At 44.7% G+C, this 20,432-nt stretch carries 13 protein-coding genes and 1 other annotated feature; of the genes, 10 read left to right on the top strand and 3 right to left on the bottom strand.

The window, feature by feature from the left end:
• Window positions 1-100: 100 nt before the first annotated feature.
• Window positions 101-377: a binding site (T-box leader), on the top strand.
• Window positions 378-546: 169 nt separating this feature from the next.
• On the top strand, window positions 547-1,632 hold the full coding sequence (gene asd / locus BLS69_RS10175; protein WP_091031038.1) for an aspartate-semialdehyde dehydrogenase: 1,086 nt from the start codon (window positions 547-549) through the stop codon (window positions 1,630-1,632).
• A 210-nt stretch (window positions 1,633-1,842) separates the two neighbouring features.
• Here asd and BLS69_RS10170 read toward each other — a convergent pair whose 3' ends face one another.
• Window positions 1,843-2,361 (bottom strand): MerR family transcriptional regulator, encoded by a 519-nt coding sequence (locus BLS69_RS10170; RefSeq protein WP_047842784.1) that lies wholly within the window; start codon window positions 2,359-2,361, stop codon window positions 1,843-1,845.
• A 172-nt stretch (window positions 2,362-2,533) separates the two neighbouring features.
• Here BLS69_RS10170 and BLS69_RS10165 point away from each other — a divergent pair, with 172 nt between their 5' ends.
• Entirely contained in the window at window positions 2,534-3,385 is an 852-nt protein-coding gene (locus BLS69_RS10165) for an aldo/keto reductase (protein ID WP_091031035.1), read from the top strand.
• 121 nt (window positions 3,386-3,506) lie between these two features.
• On the opposite strand, the gene BLS69_RS10160 is transcribed toward BLS69_RS10165, so the two are convergent.
• A complete protein-coding gene (locus tag BLS69_RS10160; protein WP_047842786.1) occupies window positions 3,507-4,475 on the bottom strand; it encodes a bile acid:sodium symporter family protein in 969 nt (322 codons plus the stop codon).
• 141 nt (window positions 4,476-4,616) lie between these two features.
• Between BLS69_RS10160 and BLS69_RS10155 the strand changes: the two genes are divergently transcribed.
• From BLS69_RS10155 to BLS69_RS10130, 5 genes are all read left to right on the top strand, one after another.
• Window positions 4,617-5,087 (top strand): DUF6376 family protein, encoded by a 471-nt coding sequence (locus BLS69_RS10155; RefSeq protein ID WP_143023568.1) that lies wholly within the window; start codon window positions 4,617-4,619, stop codon window positions 5,085-5,087.
• Window positions 5,088-5,411: 324 nt separating this feature from the next.
• A complete protein-coding gene (locus BLS69_RS10150; protein WP_091031030.1) occupies window positions 5,412-6,167 on the top strand; it encodes an SDR family NAD(P)-dependent oxidoreductase in 756 nt (251 codons plus the stop codon).
• Between the two features lie 499 nt (window positions 6,168-6,666).
• Window positions 6,667-7,464 carry a sulfite exporter TauE/SafE family protein gene (locus BLS69_RS10140; RefSeq protein ID WP_091031027.1) on the top strand — a complete coding sequence of 266 codons (798 nt, stop codon included), beginning with the start codon at window positions 6,667-6,669 and terminating at the stop codon, window positions 7,462-7,464.
• A gap of 1,837 nt (window positions 7,465-9,301) precedes the next feature.
• Window positions 9,302-10,033, top strand: coding sequence for a polyprenyl synthetase family protein (locus BLS69_RS32925; RefSeq protein ID WP_371129071.1), 732 nt, complete (start codon window positions 9,302-9,304; stop codon window positions 10,031-10,033).
• Between the two features lie 272 nt (window positions 10,034-10,305).
• On the top strand, window positions 10,306-12,933 hold the full coding sequence (locus BLS69_RS10130; protein WP_176872658.1) for a PAS domain S-box protein: 2,628 nt from the start codon (window positions 10,306-10,308) through the stop codon (window positions 12,931-12,933).
• 130 nt (window positions 12,934-13,063) lie between these two features.
• Here the strand turns inward: BLS69_RS10130 and BLS69_RS10125 are convergent, their stop codons facing one another.
• The gene (locus BLS69_RS10125) at window positions 13,064-14,830 is read right to left on the bottom strand and encodes an ABC transporter substrate-binding protein (RefSeq protein WP_091031019.1); all 1,767 of its coding nucleotides are present in this window, start codon (window positions 14,828-14,830) and stop codon (window positions 13,064-13,066) included.
• 145 nt (window positions 14,831-14,975) lie between these two features.
• On the opposite strand from BLS69_RS10125, the gene BLS69_RS10120 reads away from it, so the two are divergent.
• The 3 genes from BLS69_RS10120 (at window position 14,976) to BLS69_RS10110 (ending at window position 20,340) form a co-directional block, all read left to right on the top strand.
• Complete coding sequence (locus tag BLS69_RS10120; RefSeq protein ID WP_091031016.1) at window positions 14,976-16,211, top strand: MDR family MFS transporter; 1,236 nt, start codon at window positions 14,976-14,978, stop codon at window positions 16,209-16,211.
• 617 nt (window positions 16,212-16,828) lie between these two features.
• Window positions 16,829-18,574 carry an ABC transporter ATP-binding protein gene (locus BLS69_RS10115; RefSeq protein WP_091031014.1) on the top strand — a complete coding sequence of 582 codons (1,746 nt, stop codon included), beginning with the start codon at window positions 16,829-16,831 and terminating at the stop codon, window positions 18,572-18,574.
• Window positions 18,571-20,340: an ABC transporter ATP-binding protein gene (locus BLS69_RS10110; protein ID WP_091031011.1), complete on the top strand. Its 1,770-nt coding sequence runs from the start codon at window positions 18,571-18,573 to the stop codon at window positions 20,338-20,340. Before BLS69_RS10115 ends, BLS69_RS10110 begins: the two co-directional genes overlap by 4 nt.
• Window positions 20,341-20,432: the final 92 nt, after the last annotated feature.

The raw sequence follows: 20,432 nt of genomic DNA, 5'->3' as shown, positions 1-20,432 counted from the left end.
GATAATTGAATGGTTCAGCTCCGCTGGAAACATATAAATTCCATGATTTTAAAAAATGTGTTTACTTCATCACGGTAATTTTGATATTATAATCGCAATATCAAATGCGACGAAGAGACGAGTAGATAAAAATCATTCTTTCAAAGAGAGCTCCGGCAGCTGAAAAGGAGTAAAGAACTTTTTATTGAATAAAGACTCAGAGCAGCACATCGGAACTTAGCGTTAAGGGATGGTGTGACAGGAGCTCCTGTTACAGAGCTAGAGTATGAACGGTCTACAGCTAGCAACATGGTTGTAAACCTTTACTTGAAGAGGCGGATATGGTGACATATTGGCGAATCTGGGTGGTACCACGAGAGTTCAATCTCGTCCCTGAGACTATTGTCTTGGGGATGGGATTTTTTGGTTTTTTCGGGGCTGTGACTACACGCTTTGGAATTGCCTGAATAGTGTTAATTAGGAAGTCCATTTCATAATACGTTTTTAGTGAGTTATGAAATTGATCAATGAGAAGAATCACTTAAACCGAAAGGAAATGATGATTGAATGTCAGCAAAATTGAAAGTTGGTATCGTCGGAGGAACGGGAATGGTAGGTCAGCGTTTTGTGGACCTGCTCGATCAACATCCATGGTTTGAAGTAACAGCTATTTCTGCAAGCGCCAATTCGGCAGGTAAAACATATGAAGAATCCGTACAAGGCAGATGGAAACTCGCAGTTCCTATTCCGGAAGCTGTGAAGAAAATCGTTGTTCAGGATGCTTCCCAGGTCGAAGCTTTTGCCAGCCAGGTTGATTTTATTTTCTGCGCGGTTGATATGAAAAAGAATGAGATTCAAGCGCTCGAAGAGGCTTATGCCAAAACAGGAACACCTGTCGTGTCCAACAACTCCGCTCACCGCTGGACAGCAGATGTACCAATGGTAATCCCTGAGATTAACCCGGGACATCTGGATGTGATTGAAGCACAGAGAAAACGTCTGGGTACCAAAACCGGATTTATTGCTGTAAAACCAAACTGCTCGATTCAGAGCTATGTGCCAGCACTGCACGCCTTGCGTGAGTTCAACCCGACTCAGGTTGTTGCTTCCACGTATCAAGCAATCTCAGGAGCAGGTAAAAACTTTACGGACTGGCCAGATATGCTTGATAATGTCATTCCATACATCGGTGGCGAAGAAGAGAAGAGTGAGCAGGAACCACTGCGGATCTGGGGCAGCATTGAAAATAATGAGATCGTCAAAGCATCGGCTCCATTAATTACAACACAATGTATTCGTGTACCGGTAACGGATGGGCATCTGGCGACCGTGTTTGTAAACTTCGAGAAAAAACCAAGCAAAGACGAAATTCTGGAGCGTTGGTTGCAGTTCAAAGGTCGTCCGCAGGAACTGGCTTTGCCAAGTGCACCAAAACAATTCATTACGTATTTTGAAGAAGAGAACAGACCGCAGACAAAACTGGATCGTGACATCGAACGCGGAATGGGTGTCTCCACAGGCCGACTGCGCGAAGACTCACTCTATGATTACAAATTCGTGGGATTGTCCCACAACACGCTCCGCGGAGCGGCAGGTGGTGCGGTTCTGATCGCAGAACTACTCAAAGCTGAAGGATATATTCAGCCGAAATAAGCATAAAGGCATCATGAGCAGCAGATTTCTGAACAGGATATTTCATGAAAAACCATCACTTGTTGATGGTTTTTTTGTTCCAGCAGAGGGTTGTAGTGGCGAAAAACGCCGACAATGTTGTCGGCGTTTTTACTCAGGCTCATTTAGATATATATAATGTAAGAGATAGCCTATATGTTTAGAACATACGTGAGCTATATCATGTGAAGTTTAAGATACTATGCTAGTTTGCTGCTTCATAGCAGCTGCTGGGCACTGAGCCGAAACCTCGGCTTCAGGAAGACTGCGACTTTTTAAACGGGATGCAGGACAACTCCCTTCTTCGTCACGCTTGGTTTCCCAATTGACCGGGTTGGTCATATCCGGGATGCGCTGCTCCAAAATGGCCTGATATTGACGTGCTTTCTCTTCCAAATGGGCTACGCGGCTCTTGGCCTCTTCAAGCTGAATCAGCGCCGCTTCCTTATACTCCATCATAAGTGCGAATCGCTGCGAAACGGTTGAATCACCTTCGAGGCAGAGATCGACGTATGTTTTAATATTTTCAATCGGTAAACCTGTCTGCTTGAGGCATTTAACGCCATGTAGCCAATTGATGGATTCTTCATCAAACACCCGAATATTATTTTTATTGCGTTGAATGCTCGGAACCAAGCCTTTATCCGTGTAAAAGCGAACAGCGTGCTCTGTGAGTCCCGTAAGCTGGGCAGCATCCTGGACAGTATACATATGTACTCCTCCTTCTAAAAAAATATTGGAGACCGCTTGACTTCGTGTAAGACGAAGGAGCTAGGGTTATTGTAACGCAAGTCGGCCGGAAGTGGAATCCTCGCTTCGTTGCTGAATTTCAGGAATACGTGACCACTTGCGATTCACAATTGAACCATAGGAGGAATTGAATATGCAAACTGTAACCTTGAACAATGGAGTGAAAATGCCGATTATTGGCTTTGGTGTCTACCAGGTTCCCGATGCTGATGAATGTGAGAACACGGTATATGAGGCGCCGAAGGCCGGTTACCGCCTAATTGATACCGCTGCCGGTTACCTAAACGAAGAAGCGGTTGGACGTGCAATTAAACGCAGTGGCATAGCGCGGGAAGAACTTTTCATCACGACCAAGCTTTGGATTCAGGATGCAGGATACGAAAGTGCCAAACGGGCGTTAGCCAAATCGTTAAGTAAGCTGCAGCTCGATTATCTGGATATGTACCTCATTCACATGCCGTTTGGTGATTACTACGGCGCATGGCGTGCGATGGAAGAACTATACCGTGAGGGCAAGATCAGGGCTATCGGTGTCAGTAACTTCCTACCTGACCGCCTGATGGACCTCATCGTCCACAACGAAGTTGTGCCTGTCATCAATCAGATCGAAACTCATCCGTTTCAACAGCAGGTCGACAGCGCTGTTTTCATGAAAGAACAGGGGATACAGCACCAGTCATGGTCCCCGTTCGCCGAAGGTCGCAACAATTTGTTCAGCAACGAAATCTTGGTTTCCATTGCCGAGAAACATAACAAATCCGTCGCCCAGGTTGTACTGCGCTGGCTTGTGCAGCGGGATGTTGTTGTTATTCCAAAATCAGTACGCAAAGAGCGGCTTATCGAGAACTTCGATATTTTCGACTTTGTACTAAGCCCGGAAGAGATTGCAACCATTTCCACACTGGATACCAAGGAAAGTCTATTCATGAAGATTGATAATCCTGAAGTTGCCAAGATGCTGGGCAATATGAAAGTGGATTTGTAGCCAGGAACTGATTGCTAGGTTTACGAAACGTAGCAGTATCTTGGCAATAATAGTAACAATAGCAACTCAATGCAAAACGCCGACTAATATGTCGGCGTTTTTAAACATTCCAATATTTTTGTTATGCTGCAGATGTCTTATCTGACTTATGCAGAAGCTGAGAGCGACGACCGAGCAGATAACCTGTCAGGGAAGCGAGCATCTGTTGAAATACCATGCCAAGCACAACCGGGACAGCAACAGGTGGCGGAAAATACGAAACAGCGAGTACTGCGCCTGCGCTGATATTGCGCATGCCTCCATTGAATACGAGAGCGACCTGATCGGCCTCGTTCCAGCCCAGCAATCGGGCGATGAAGTAACTTAGCGCATAACCGAATGATGCCAGAAAAATAATGATGACCGCAAGTCCAGCGAGCTTCCAGTTGAAATCGGCCAAGTAGGGCGCAACGACAGATCCGTTAATAGCAACAACTGATGCCATAAACAATTTGGATAACGGATTCAACCTTGGTCCCCAGACCGGGACAATGGCGCCTTTGGTCCACTCATTCAGCAGCATACCGAGAAGGGATGGTACAACAATCATCCAGAACAGACTGCTCATCATGGCTGCCGTGTCCAGTGTAACACTGGTGCCGATTAACAGGGATAACACCCCGGGCACTACGAAAGGAGCAAGCATGGTATCAATCAGGATGATAGATAGCGTAAGTGCGATATTGCCCCGATAGATGCTGACCCAGATGAAGCTGCTTATTCCTGTCGGAATCACGGCTGCCAGAACAAGGCCCGTTATGGTGTACGCATCTGTAGGGAAGACCAGATGACCCATACCGAGAGCAATTAGAGGCATCGCCAAATGCAAAATAAACAGACATACAAACAGGGGGAACGGCTTCTTCAGCACGTTCACAAAATCCCGTATCCCAAGACTGATACTTCCAGCGAACGTCATGAACGCAAAAAGCCAAGGAGATAAAAAGGTATAAGAAGAAAGAAAACTCCCGCATAACACGCCAATAATAATACTGATTGGGGTAATCAGTGGCATGATGCGGTTCAAGCGTTGGTTCAAGGCTTGAAGCATAATCATGACATCCCTTTACCGTTTGATTTTACTATTATACATGTTAATAACGTTGGCTGCAGACCCATTTGCAATGAAGCAGTCTGAACAGGTATCATGGACTTGGAACAAGGATTCCGATTAGGAGAAGGGGAGATGATCATGTCTATAAGAAAAAGAAAGCACACATTAATGATGACAGGGCTTATTGCATCAAGTATTCTTTTGATTTCGGCCTGTTCAGTCGTGGAACAAGCTAATCAAAGTTTAGATTATGTGAGTGGGGCTACTGATTATATAGAACAGGTATCAAACGCCGGGGCTGATCTGCAAGAGCTTGTATCGGGTGCGGTGAATAATCCGGAGATTACAACGCAGATTCAGGAGAAAATCGATCTGATCCAAGCAGAAGCAAGTGAATTTTCTCAGTTGACTGCTCCTGCAATAGGAGAGAGCATTCATGAGAATCTGGTTAGTTACAATACTCAATTAACAGAAGTAGTGGACAATTTCGAAAATACAATTGCAGAGCAAGGTTTTACGGCAGAAAATTGGGAGAAGACAGGCATTCCTGAACTGATCACCAATATCAATAATTTGAAAGATCCGCTTAGCGGACTTCAGGGTGAATAAATTGAATTGTTCTTAGCACCTTAAGACAATCCAGTTTGTAATCGAATACTTGAGAAGGGCGAGATATCGGAATGATTGAATTACCGTTATGCTCGCTTTTTTATTTTCCGAAAACGGATGCATATTTAATATCACAGGAGCTAGACTATATCATGTAAATAGGAGATGTATATGACATTTATCTCATATTTATGTGAAGATGATCTATGTTTTGACAAGGTTGGGACAGAGGCGTATGATAAGTTTATAAGTTAATAAAATATAGTTACTTACTATAAGTTTTCAACTGTACCTAAATATATTTTGCCAAAGGAGAGCTGAGTCATGACGGAGCACAATGGAAAAGTAATCATTATTACAGGTGGAGCCAGTGGTATTGGTAAAGAGACAGCACTTCAACTTTCGGATCAAGGTGCGACTATTGTTGTCGCTGACTATAATGAAGACGGAGCGAAGAAGCTTGCGGCAGAGATTGAAGCAGCAGGCGGAACAGCGGGCGCGTACAAAGTGGATGTATCCAAAGGGGACGAGATCAAAGCCCTGATTGACTGGACCGTAGAGAAATATGGTACGTTAAGCGGTATTTTCAATAACGCAGGCATTGGACTTGTGAAGCCATTTCTGGAGATGGACCCGGAATCCTATCACAGAGTCATTGATGTAGATCAGCACAGTGTATACTACGGCATGTATTATGGCGCGAAAAAAATGGTTGAATTAAATGTACAAGGTACCATTGTAAATACAGCTTCGATCTATGGAAGTGTTGCTGCAGTAGGCAGCTTCAACTACAACGCAGCCAAGGCTGCTGTTGTTATGATGTCGAAATCCGGTGCATTGGAACTTGCTGAGCATGGAATTCGTGTAGTTGGTGTAGCACCTGGCTTTATCGAAACACCGATTCTGGGTGATGACAAAGCCATGAAAGATGCACTTGCTACTCAACATATGCGTGGAGAGCTCATTCAACCGGAGAAAGTAGCCAGTGTGGTTACATTCCTGTTCAGTGATGCAGCAAGCGCAGTGAACGGAACAACCGTAGCCGTAGATGATGGATTCCTCAGCTTCAAAACCAAATAAAATAAAGTAAGCAACCCTTTTAAGATGAAGAGAACTCATCTCAAAAAACAGAAAAAAACGGTGCAGAACGATTTATTCGTTTTGCACCGTTTTTGTATTTTCATTATAAAGTAATCGTAGCATGTGAGATGGAAATAAGTTTGTCGAATCATCCCGAAAATTCAGAGATCGTGATACAATTAGCAAGGTTGTATCTTTTTATCATTTTGTGGTGTGTCATATACAATTCGAACGCCGAGAGAGCCATAGCTCTCTTCTTTGTAATGACATTGAGAACAGGTTTTGGTCGAGCACAACGCATCGTTATGAACTTGTAATTTTTCGTTGCACTGTGGACATTTATTTTCAAAAAGAGTCTTCAACACGTTAAACATGCTTAATCACTCATTTCGGATTAATTTACTTGGTTTTCATTATAACGGATTATATTCACCTTGTATAGCACTTTTGAGTGGTATCGAGATGAGATTTAAATTGCACGAAAGGAAGCGCATAACCGATGGATCTTCTGCTTTTTATCATCATGTTTATACTGGGTCTGGTCGGTTCATTCTTCTCCGGTTTGTTGGGTATTGGTGGGGCCATTATCAATTATCCGCTACTGTTATATGTTCCATCCTGGATGGGACTGGAGCCATTCTCAGCACATCAGGTATCTTCGATTAGTATGTTTCAAGTGTTTTTCGCTTCACTTGCCGGTGTGATTGCATTCCGCAGAAAAGTAAAAACGGGTAGAAGTGGTGGGGCGATCGTTCACCGCGGTTTGGTGTTGTACATGGGCTCCAGCATTCTTGCTGGCAGTCTGATCGGCGGGTTCATATCCGGTCACCTGGACGGAAGGGTTATTAATCTGATCTATGGCATTCTGGCGATCATGGCGATTGTGCTTATGCTGATTCCCGGAAAGGGAAAGCTTGATACCTCAGCTCCACTGGTGTTTAACCGATGGATTGCAGCAGGTACTGCTTTTGCAGTAGGCATTGTATCAGGAATTGTTGGTGCGGGTGGTGCCTTTATCCTTATTCCCATCATGCTGACGATTCTCAACATCCCCGTACGAACAACGATTGCTTCTTCACTGGCAATTGTATTTATCTCCGCCATTGGCGGCGTTATAGGTAAAATTACGGGCGGGGACATTCCGCTAGAACCCATTATCTATACGGTGATCGGAAGTCTGCTCGGGGCATCCCTTGGTTCACGGGTTAGTTCGATGATCAATGTGAGGGTACTTCGATATGCATTAATCGTACTTATCGCCATCACAGCGGTCAAAGTCTGGTCATCTATTCTGTAAAATCACGTATATGGGAATGAACAGTGACGATTTCGTAACCAAACGGTTGGATCGCCGTATAAAGGTTATGAACATGAGCTGAAGCGTTGGATACACGATCAAATGAGTTCAGTTTTCGTCCATGGAGCACCTCATCTCCTTTCATGGATACATGTTTAACATTAATAGAAGTTGAGGTATCCACCCTATGAATAACGTACTTACAGAACAGGCTGATGCAGGATATCGGCTAGCTGAGCAGAAAGCATCTCAGTATTTTACTTCTCTTAGGCAGCAACTTATGGATAATACGTATACAACAGCACTTACCCAAGATATTCATGTATGGCAAAAGAAACATATTCATCGTTTTGCCTGGCTTTCTCTTCTATCACCTAGCAAAAGAAAACCGGATCCCCGGGATGTTCATAGATATATCCACTGGCTGAATACTACAGGAAAGCTGGATGATTACCTGGATCGGAGTATCTCCTATATTTATATGAGGGATCTGGGGCAAGCCCTTGATTCTCCGGATACGCAGGCCCGAATTCAGCACATTGTCCAGAATACCAAAAAATACTTTATGGGCTCTGCCACTGGGCGCAAAGGACAGCCCGATTATATCAGTCTGGCTGCGTTGTACCGATGGGGACAGAAGGAGCACATTGAAACAGCTGTCATCTGGGTGATGAACAAATTAAAGAATGTAGCATCGAACATCCCGAAGGAGCTGGATGCAGAGCAGGCGCAGCGGAAGCTGATCAAGATTATTCTCGGCGTGGTCCTTCATGTGGACGATGAGATGAATAAGCAGACACCACCTGAAGAACGTGCCCGGAGATTTGATGCGGCGATTCGACTTGGTTATTCTTACGGTTTGACATATCCATTCGTGGATGACTTGCTGGATTCACAGGCTTTGACTGTTCAGGAAAAAGAACAATATTCCCTGATGATACGTGATGCACTTCTTACCGGTGTCGTACCTGATCTGGGGGAGTGGAAAGGCAGCAACCTTGAAGTGATTGAATATGTACATTCCGAGCTTCGGGAAGCATTTGAGTACATTAAGAACTACCAGCATCCAGAGAAACAGCGCACGTTCTTAGAGCAATCCTATGTGTTCTTTCAGTCTCAGGAGATCGATCGCAACAAGAAATTAGCCAATGCAAATTATACCAATGAAGAATTGTACATTCCGATTATTATCAAATCTTCTTCTTCCCGATTAATCGTCCGGTCTGTTCTCAGTGCACAGGTGGATGAAGGATTTGATCTGCGGACGTTTTATTACGGGATATATAATCAGTTGGCCGATGATTTTGCCGATATGTTTGACGATATGGAAGAAGGGGCAGTAACTCCTTATACGTACTATTTGAAGTATCGAGATTTGCGCCCTGATCTGATTAATCCATATGAATTGTATTGGGCAGTCATCTCTCATCTAATCCATGATGTGTACAACTCGGATGCCAAGACCCGTGAGGTCATACTGGATCGTGCGATCAACGGGCTGAAACGTTGTAAAGAACGGTTGGGGCAGCAGAAATATGATGAAGTGATGACGATCTTTGCTTCTGGGCAGCCTGAATTCAATCAACTGGTTCAACAGATGGTGCGAAAAGCGGATGACGTTGATTTTCTTGATAAATTGTTACGGGATCAGGTCGTGCTTCAATTGAAAAATGACAAGCAGGAGAAAGAGGAGTTCAAACAGACCATTCGAACGGTTCGCGAACAGATTAATGTGGAGTTGCAGATTGCCAAGCCCGGTGGTCTTCATGAGATGAAAGAAACGCTGATCGATGCAGCCAATTACAGTTTGCAAGGCGACGGAAAAAGGCTACGTCCGATATTAACTTGGGTTATGGGCGTGCGCGAGTATGGTCTACCTGAGTCATCCATCGTTCCGCTGCTAAGATCGCTGGAGTACATGCACACCGCTTCCCTGATCTTTGATGATCTGCCTACGCAGGATAATGCTTCGACAAGACGTGGACGTTCCACGCTGCACCAGGTACACAATAGCGCCACAGCAGAGCTTACCGGTCTGTTTCTCATTCAGAAGGCGATAGGAGAGCAATCCTCATTGAATCGCTTTGAGGCGGCAACCGTGCTAACGCTCATTCAGTATTCGGCTGAAAAAGCAGAGGATATGTGTATGGGGCAGGCGATGGATCTGAACTCCAAAGGCAAAGTGTTAACTCTTGAGCAGTTGAACATGATCTGTTTTTACAAAACAGGCATTGCCTTCGAAGCTGCCCTGGTCATGCCAGCGATACTTGCCCAAGTGAAGGAACCGGAGATGGCTACACTGAAGAAGTTCGCTTATCATGCGGGGATCGCCTTCCAGATCAAGGACGACTTGCTGGATTTCGAGGGCAATCACCTCATTCTTGGGAAACCTGCAGGTCAGGATGAGCGGAACAACAATTCAACCTTTGTGTCCATTCTTGGTGATGAAGGCGCGAAAAAAGAGATGTGGGAGCATTATTGTCTTGCGACAGATGCATTGAACGAGATGGCGAAACCTATTCCCTTCTTGAGACATTTATTGGATTATCTTGTTGGTCGCGAGCGCTAACCTGTTTTACTAACGATTCCGTGTTGCGTATGACTTATTATGATATATAATGACAAAGGTCGGGATTCCATATGAATGGATTCCGGACCTTGTTTGGTTTTAAAGACACAAATCTCTTAAAAAGATTTGTTTCAATAACTGAAATTCTGGGTATTAAGCAGGTACTGTTGTTTTAAATCTGACTAATTTTTATAGAACATCTTATATCAGTAAAAACTTTAGATTTCGACAATCTTTATATGGAGTCTATATGCCAAAAAGGAGAACTTACAATGCAGGTTCAAAAGGTCGATCATCATGAATTGTTCGAGCAGATATATAACCAAGCGCCTATTGGGATTGCACTCGTTGCTCCAACAGGGCAATGGATGAAAGTGAACCCTGCTTTTTGCTGTATGCTAGGTTATACAAGTGATGAATTAATGAATCTCACGTATCAGGATATTACACATCCGGATGATTCGTCACAAGATATGATCTGTAGTTATGAGTTATTTGAAGGTAAATCAAAAGAAAATCAATACGAAAAACGTTACATTAATAAAAATGGTGACATCTTATGGTGTTCAATACATGTTTCCTTGGTTCGAAGCGAAATTACGGATGAACCTCTTTATTCCGTTTGCCATATTGTTGATATTTCCAATCGTAAACTGTCTGAACAAAAACTTCTCCATAGTGAAGAAATGTTCAAACTTATTACGGATCATGCTCAGGAGATCATCTATATTGCCGATTCAGAGGGAGTTTGTCGGTTCTGCTCACCGTCAGTCCAACAAATATTGGGTTATTCCCCGGACGAAGTCATTGGCCGAAACAATAATGCTTCCTTTCACCCACAAGATCTGGAACGGATCTCACAGATGGATTTGACTAAAGGTAATCTGTTGAATATCAGAGTCCGCCATAAAGACGGGCATTATCTTTGGTTTGAAACCACATACAAGGTCTTTGGTGATGCGGATCATGAACAGCAGATTTTTACAATTGGACGAGATATATCAGAGCGAAAAAAACAAAAGGATATCAGTGCAGAGGCTGAACGTATTGCCTTAATTGGTAGTTGGGAATGGGATATGGTCAAAGACCATATTACATTTTCAGATCAGATCTTTGAGATTTTTGAACTTGAACGCACCTGCAAACCATATCGTATAAGTGATGTTTTTAATGTTATGGATGCCGAAGATATAGCCTCTTTACAAAAACATATTACAGGGGTAAAACAGGGTGAACCGCTCGATTTTGAATACAAACACATCAGCTCTGATGGAAATGAGAAGTATCTTCACCTGCGTGGATTGATTACGCTTGATGAGCATCGTCAGCCAGTCCAGCTAAACGGAACACTACAGGATATCACTGAACGCAAACGCATCGAATTTAAATTGCAGGAATCTGTGGAGCGATACACTTCGCTTAAGAAATACAATCATGACGCCATTATCTCGTTTAACATGGATGGTAATATTATGAATGCAAATCCAGTAGCGGTGAAAATGACGGGTTGTCCCGTGGCTGAAATGATCGGTACAAGCATAAGCAGATTTATCGGAGCCAGTAATCTGGGTCTGATTCTGGGCAGTGATTATGAGATGGCTGAAAAGGAGATCAACGCTGTTCGGCACACGGATGGATCTGAGACAGAAGTCTTGGCTACGCTTGCTCCAATCATTGTTAATAAGTCCAATGTCGGGTTTTACCTGATAGCGAAGGATATTACGGAGCAGAAAAAACTGCTGGTAGCCAAAGAGACAGCGGAGAGAATGAATAAGGCCAAAAGTGAATTTTTGGCGATGATGAGCCATGAAATCCGTACACCTATGAACGGTGTAATTGGGATGACGGATTTGCTCCTGGATACTCCTGGACTTAGCGGGGAGCAAAAGGAATATATTGAAATCATCCAGAAGAGTGGAGATTCCTTGCTTGCCATCATTAATGATATTCTTGATTTCTCCAAAATCGAGTCGGGAAAAACCGATCTGGTAGAAGATCCTTTTGATCTCGTTGAGATCGTGACCGAGACGGTGCAAATCGTAAAACCGCTGGCTCGTGAAAAGAAGCTGGATGTTCGTATGTGCGTAGAAGATGCTATTCCAACTCCGGTGTATGGTGATGCTTATCGTCTTAAACAGGTACTTACCAATATCATTGGCAACGCGGTCAAATTCACTTCAGAAGGCGGCGTGGAAGTTAAAGTTGGGGTTAAGGAGCACTCCGGCAATAACGTGCAGCTTTATTTTCAGGTAAAGGATTCGGGCATTGGGATTCCGGTTGAGAGGAAACAACAATTATTTGAACCTTTCTACCAACTGGACAATTTTATGACCCGCAAACCTCAAGGTACCGGTCTTGGCCTTGCCATTAGCAAGAAACTGGTGGAGCTTATGCAGGGGAAGATCTGGATCGAGGAATCGGATGAACCGGGTACAATATTTATATTTACCGCCCAATTTAAATTAAATAACGGTGAAGAGAGCAAAAGGTTAGATCAACAGCAGAAGAAGAGCAGAACATCAGCCTTGCGGATTTTAATTGCAGAAGACAATGAGGTGAATCAGCTCGTCCTTAGCAGAATCGTTGAGAAAAAAGGGCACTTCGTGGATCATGTGGCGGACGGTGTTGAGGCAGTCGAGGCGGTCAAACACAATTCATATGATATCGTCTTCATGGATGTGCATATGCCAAGGCTTAATGGATTCGAAGCGACAAAAGCGATTAAAAATTCTCTGCACCCCGAGAGTTGTCCATACATTATTGCGGTAACTGCAAATGCGGTAAGAGGAGACATGGAAAACTGCTTGAAGGCAGGCATGGATGCGTATATCAGCAAACCGATCAAAATCGAGTCCATTATGCAAGCATTGGAGACCTATTACATCAAAAATAATCTCTGAGTGTTCTAAAAATCGATTCATGAGCAAAAAAGCTGTTAGCTTATTGTAAATAGGCTAGCAGCTTTTTTTTGCTGTTCCATGATTTTGTCCTCCACCCCTGTATCCCACAGATGCGACTATGGACAAATTCCTAAAGATTTTTGATCCACAGTTTGGAGATGTCCATATATCCGAATTCTGCTGTCTGCATGCCGAAGATGCTCTGATCCAGTTCAGCCTGCTTGTTCATGTGACAGCCATGCAAGATCCAGCAGTGATCACGTAGCAAGGCTTCAGCTTCATCCAGGAGCGCAGTACGTTCTGCCCGATGAAGCTTAGCGAAATGATCCAGTTTGTCATCCAGTAGAGACTGGAATGCAGGAGACATACATATATGAAAATGGTTGGACAGGTTTTTGAAAAAATGAATCATGCCGTACTGCCAATCTTCCTCCAGTATCTCTTCAGCGAGGATCAATTGTGCGTTCGTGGTTTCCTCTGAGTTGAAATAATCCACAACGGCCTGCATGCTGATGTTCAGACCGATGGACGCTGCACGACGTTGGAACCACTCCGCAACGTCTGCATCCTTATTATGCTTGTACGATAATGTTATCTTCTCACCTTGGTACCCGCAGTTATGCAGTAATTCACGAGCATGTCCAAGAGAAGCAACGGTCCAGTCTTGGGCTGCACTTTTCCAGGGAAGGAAGCTGTTGGCCGGTGTGATCCGATTCCCGCCGAGATCTCGGACAAGCGCGACCGAATCATAGACGATACGCAGGGCTTGTCGAAATAGGGGATGATGATGGATGCCTTCCTTGTGAAAATTGAACAGCATATACTGACAACCCAGCGCCGGATAATTGATACTATTCGTCTGATCACAGCCTGTTGTGAGACTCAATCGATCTGTACCCGGTAGCTCATAATAGCGATCATTCGGACTCAGGTCAGGCACAAACCAGAAATGGACTTGATCCAGATGTGGCCGGATGCCGTAGTACGCATCAAAAGCGGTAAGCTTCAGCACATCTTCATTCAGCTCAGAGATCTGAAAAGGACCGGTACCTATTAATGTATTGGTTACATTGTAATCGTAGGGCAGGATTGTCATCCGAATACAACTGAACAGATGCAAGAAAAACCGATTAGGACGATGTAGAACAAACTTGATGCAGTAATCGCCAGCTACTTCCGCTCGTTCAATATCCCGATACAACCAGATGGACGGACTATGCACATCAACCAATCGTTGCAACGTCGCTTGGACATCCCGGGATGTCATGACACGACCATTGTGGAAACGTACACCTTTTCGGAGATAGAAGGTCCATAATCGATGGTCCTCGCTGCATTCCCACATGTGAGCTAGTGCTGGCAGGAATGATTCTGTCTTGGCATCATAGGTGATCAACGTATTACAGACCTGGCTTAATAGGTAGGTTTCAAATGCAGTATAAACAAAGGCTGGGTCAAGATCACCTAACTGGCGTGACCTCATGATGCGCAAAATATCCTGACCTGAGGCAGTTTCATCGTGGCTGTGAAATCCCATCTGTTGATGGAGGGAGAGCATGAGCTGTTCTCGCAGTGAATCATGCATCTGAACGGTTCCGATGAGTTCAATGGCGTCTTTCATTTTGCCTTTAGCCAGAAGTTCGGTAAAACTCGCTTCCAGCGCTTCATTCATGCTTCGCAGCATCGTTAACTCCGAATGATGTCCACGACCACGCCCGGGTTGCCAATGGATGAAGCCTTGTTCCTCCAATTTTCTGAGAATGAATTTCACATTACGTGGGGTGCAGCACAAGGCAACGGACAGGCTATCAATCGTTACCGCTACAGGTTCATGAAGCTTAAATGAAAGCTGTTCGGCCCCGGCGAGCCTTATAAAGTGTGTATGTAGGGTATCCATGGTCATGACTCCTCTATTAAAGGTGAAAAGTATGGTCATATGTTTACACTTTTCTTTCCCCCTTTTATCCTTACAATTATACATTAGAAGAGGTAGTTCAAAAAGTCCGCTTTTGAAGCACTTAGAAAGAATAGGAGAAGTTCGCATGAAGCAATATTTAAGGCAAATTCACCCCTTGGCATGGACCATCATTATCGGAACCATGTTTGGACGTCTTGTGACGTCAATGAGTATCCCGTTTCTTTCCATCTATCTGACACGTGTACTAGAGGCTACACCGACCCAGACCGGTATTACTGTGGCCGTTAGCTCGCTGGCAGGTGTAATGGTCAGCTTTTATGGAGGTTATATTTCGGACCGGATCGGTCGCAAAATCGTGATGTTAATCTCGGTATTTAGCTGGGCAGGTGTATTTTTCATTTTTTCAGCAGCAGAGCATCTATGGGTGTTCTTTGTTGCCAATACGTTAAACGGATTATGCCGCGCAGTATTTGAGCCCACCTCCAGAGCCATGTTATCGGATATTACTTCTCCGGAGAACAAATTGCTGGTGTTCAACCTCAGATATGCTGCAGTTAATCTTGGTGTGGTGTTTGGGCCAATTATCGGATTTCAGCTGGGATCATCTGAATCAACGTTCCCATTTGTGATTTCCGGCTTGATATACATAGCATATGGACTTGTATTATTTCTGCAATTCAAGCTACAGCATGCCAATCTGCCAGAGCGGCATCAGGCAACCGCACCACGTTTGCGTGAAGCACTCATAACCACTGGTCGCGACCGGGTGTTTCTGCCAGTATTAATCGGTACCACATTTTGTGTTCTGGGTTACGGGCACTTTAGTTCTACGTTGGCACAGTACTTGGCGAGGAGCCCGATCTTTGAAAATGGAAGTCAGATGTTCTCGTACATGCTTTCCCTGAATGCGGTGACAGTACTGATTATTCAGTATCCGCTTGTGCGAACCTTTCGAAACTTTCCACCGCTTGTTCCTCTGATTGTGGGTAACCTGCTGGTCGCAACCAGTCTGATGATGGTTGGAATCGCTGAAGGTGTAATCATGATGATGATGAGTGTCATACTATTTACCATTGGGGAAGTATTGTTGTTCACGATGATGGATATGCTCATCGACCGGATTGCAAAGCCGGAATGGAAAGGGACGTATTTCGGTACCATCGGATTCAATAATATCGGTAGTGTCATTGCTCCTGTCATGGGAGGGTTGTTGCTAAGTCAATTTGGAGCGGAGAATGGGCTGGCCGTTTTTGTACCTATTGCGCTGACGACTGCACTGGGAGTACCTTTTCTTCTGATCGCACATAGACGTCTTGTTGTTAGAGAGAAGCAAGCCGAATCCACATCATTGAGTATGTAGCAGGAATTGAAAAGATTAATGACATGAATTAAATAACAATTGAGTTAAAATTATCTTGACGGATGTTAATCCAGCGAATACAATAAACAACAAATATGTGAAACGGGTGGGATGATGATTATGTTTATGCCTATACAGATTTCGAATCGATAACTGAATACGCATGAGCATAGTGACATTAATCCAATTTTTTTGCAATGATCGCGTTGGGACAGTCATGTTTGTGCACCCCTGTCGTGAACGCTCATCATTATTGCGATGCAGAGGAGATACGGGAAATGCTTTGCATTTCATCCGGTCTCTTTTGGCTACAAGCTGTAGATGAACATTAGTTCATCTATGGCTTTTTTGCATGCATTCCACCAATCCGTTCACATGGAAAGGAGCGTTTGGAGCGTTATTTTATAAAAAACTAACTTGTTAAAAAGGAGAGTGTACAATGGTCAACATGCGTTCTACATATCAATTATGGGCGGGAAATCCCGATTTTAATGTCATTATGTATGACTCATCCTAGTGTAGATAACAACGACCAAAAGGTTATTCTGTCATCGTAGTTACAGTGTAATGTTCTTTAGTTCATTTTATATAAATAAACCAATAAAGAGGTGGGACCTGTGCCCAAAACAGAGAAAAGCTCCATGTCATGGCTGCTGCGCTATCTAAAACCAGTCAAAGGACGGCTGGCCTTACTTTTATTCATGTTGCTCACATCAACGGGGCTTCAGCTCTTGAATCCACAGATTATCAAACGATTTATCGATACAGCAGCAAGTGGGGGAGTCCTCACCAATCTTGTTCAGCTCGCAGGAATATTTCTGGTTGTTGCCGTGTTTAATCAACTCATCACGGTAGCGGTCAGTTATTTGGGGAACGACGTGGCCTGGCGGGCCACGAATCAACTGCGCGGAGATCTGCTGAAGCACTGCCTGCGTCTTGATATGCGTTTTCATAATGTGAAAACACCTGGAGAGATGATTGAACGTGTAGATGGTGACGTAACGAGTATCTCCAATTTTTTCGCGATGTTCATTGTGCAAGTGATCGGTAGTTTTGTACTGCTGGCCGGAATTCTCGGGTTCATGTTCAGTGTCAATGTGCCTATTGCTTTGGTTATGACCGTGTTCACATTATTATCGATCCTGTTCATGGTCTTCATCCGAAATCTGGGCGTGGACTCTTCCAAAAATGAACGGGCGGCAAGTGCCTCTCTGTTCGGATTAATTGAAGAACGCATTGCCGGGATTGAAGATGTGCAAGCGAATGGTCATGTGCCGTATGTGATGAACCGCTTTTACCGCACGATGCGCACGGTATTCCTTAAGGGGAGAAAAGCCTGGCTGCTACGGGTTATTCCGTGGAATACCACGGTAGTTCTGTTCGCTCTGGCGGTCACTGCGGTGCTTTTGCTGGGTGTGCATTATTATATGGAAGGTCTAATTAGTATCGGAACATTATTTCTGATCTACCAATATACGCAGATGCTGAATGATCCGATTGAGATGCTTGGAGATCAGGTGCAGGAGTTCCAAAAAGCAAAATCAGGCATGCTGCGCTCCAGAGAGCTGTTGTCCATGCAGAGTGTGATTCAAGAGGGTACAGAGGAGCAATTGCCTGAAGGACCGCTTGGATTGGAATTCAGTCAGGTACATTTCAGTTATAACCAGGATAAACCGGTATTGCAGGATATTACTTTTGCTATTAAACCTGGTGAACGTCTGGGAATCATCGGTCGCACAGGTAGCGGCAAATCGAGTCTTAGTCGTGTTCTTCTCCGCCTGTACAATCTGGATCGGGGCACGATCCGTGTAGGTGGAACGGATATCACAAAGCTTTCATTAAAAGCGCTCTATCGCCGGGTGGGAATGGTGACACAGGATGTGCAGTTGTTTGATGGCACGCTGCGTGATAACCTGACCCTGTTTAATGGAGATGTATCGGATCAGATGATCAAGGAGACGACGGATCGCCTTGGACTTAGCCAATGGATTAATTCACAACCAGAAGGACTTGATACGTATCTGGCTGCAGGTGGAGCTTCATTGTCGGCAGGGGAAGCACAGTTATTTGCCTTAACCCGCGTATTCCTGACCGAACCAAGTCTGGTTATTCTGGATGAGCCTTCGTCACGTCTGGATGCCGCGACCGAAGGTATGCTGCAATCTGCAATTGACCAGTTAATGAAACAATCCACCGGAGTCATTATTGCTCACCGATTGGCTACGCTGGAGAAAGTTGACCGGATTATGGTGCTCGGTGATGGGAAGGTACTGGAATTTGGAGCGAGAGAAGAACTTGCCAGTAACCCGGCATCTCACTATGCCAGACTGCTCATTACAGGCCGAGAGGAGGAATTGGCATGACTGTAGCAGGATTTATAGGCCGTTTATTTCGATTCAGGCCTTTGTTATTTGTAATCAACGGATTGTTATGGTGTATATTTCATTCCTTGCCGCTAGCCATTGGTATTGGAATGCAATGGTTTTTTGATCGCACAACAGTGGGGTCAAATGACTACATGTGGCTTGCTGTGCCGCTTATCTTTATTGCTTTGGTCCGAATGGCACGGGTGGGCACATTTTTTGTAGCCTTCTATGCATGGGTTACGTATCTGTATCATGTTCAGGCGATTTTGCGAACCAACATGCTTGCAGCGATCATGCGCTGGCCGGGGCGTAATCTTCCGGCTTCACCAGGGGAGGCAATGAGTCGCTTTCGGGATGATGTCGATGAAGTCGTCGAGTATGTAGAATCATGGGTGGACTTCTGGGGACGGCTTGTATTTGCTGTTGTATCCATCGTCATTATGGCGAACATTAATTGGCAGATCACATTGGTTGCCGTGCTGCCATTGGTGGTCGTGACCTTACTTAACAACCTGTCCGGAAATCGGGCTCGGAAGTATGCGCAGGTTAATCGTGAAGCGACTGGCCGAATTACCAGTTTTATTGCGGAAACGTTTGGAGCTGTGCAAGCCCTGAAACTGGGTCAGGCGGAAGAGAACGTCTCTTCACGTTTTAACCAGTTGAATGAAGATCGTCGCCAGGCTGCACTGCGAGACAATCTGTTCAAGCAGTGGATGAGATCGATGAATCAGCATGTGTTAAGTATCTGTACCGGACTGATTCTACTGATGTGTGCAGCTGAGATGAAATCAGGGAACTTTACCGTAGGTGATTTTGCCTTATTCACCAGTTATCTGGCTAATATCGGATTTAGCATTTCACTGTTTGGCTATATGGTGTTTCAGCACAAAAGGCTCAAGGTATCCTATGATCGTATGCGTAAGCTATTCCGCCCAGGGGAAGAAGACCAGGTCATGGATTCGAGAGAAATCTACCTGTATGAAGATCCCCCGGAGCTTGTAAGTGAACAGAGAGACCCTACGGAGAAGTTGCAATCTCTTGAGGTGAATAAGCTGACTTATCAATATCCGAATTCTTCAAATGGCATAGAAGAGATCAGTTTCCGTCTGAAACGCGGACAATTTCTTGTGATTACAGGACGGATCGGGTCAGGTAAATCAACGCTCGTACGAACACTTCTTGGACTGTTACCCAAGCAAAAAGGGGACATTCACTGGAATGGAGCAGCTGTTGATCCAGCCACCTTCCTGATGCCGCCTAGAGCAGCGTATACTCCACAAGTACCTAGACTGTTTAGTGATACGTTGAAAGAAAATATCGTTCAGGGGAAACAGGGTAACATGGAGCAAGCGCTTGAAAAAGCCATTCGTCTGGCTGTGATGGAGAAGGATATCAAACATCTGGATCAGGGGCTTGAGACCCCGGTTGGTCCAAGAGGGGTGATGCTGTCAGGCGGGCAGATTCAGCGCGCGGCCACAGGACGCATGTTAATGACGGAGGCGGACCTGTTTATCTTTGATGACCTGTCCAGTGCACTGGATGTGGAGACAGAACAACAAGTATGGGAAGGGCTGTTCCAAGAGCCGGATGTCACCTGCATCGCAGTTTCTCACCGCAGGGCAGCACTTTCCAAAGCAGATCACATTATCGTGATGAAAGATGGACGCATTGAAGCCGAGGGAAGTTTGGCCGAATTGCTTGCCACCAATGAAGAGATGCAGTTGCTGTGGCAAGGGGAGCAAACTCCCGCCAAAGTTGGTTAGCTTTAAAAATTTAGAAAAGATAATAAGAAAACAAAAAAGCCTTACAGACGACTCCTTGAAAGAGTACAGTCTGTAAGGCTTTTTATCGTTAT

Origin of the sequence: Paenibacillus sp. CF095, from assembly GCF_900101225.1 — a bacterium.
Lineage (GTDB): Bacteria > Bacillota > Bacilli > Paenibacillales > Paenibacillaceae > Paenibacillus.
The sequence above is the reverse complement of the archived record's forward strand: the minus strand, read 5'-3'. Positions and strand labels throughout refer to the sequence as shown.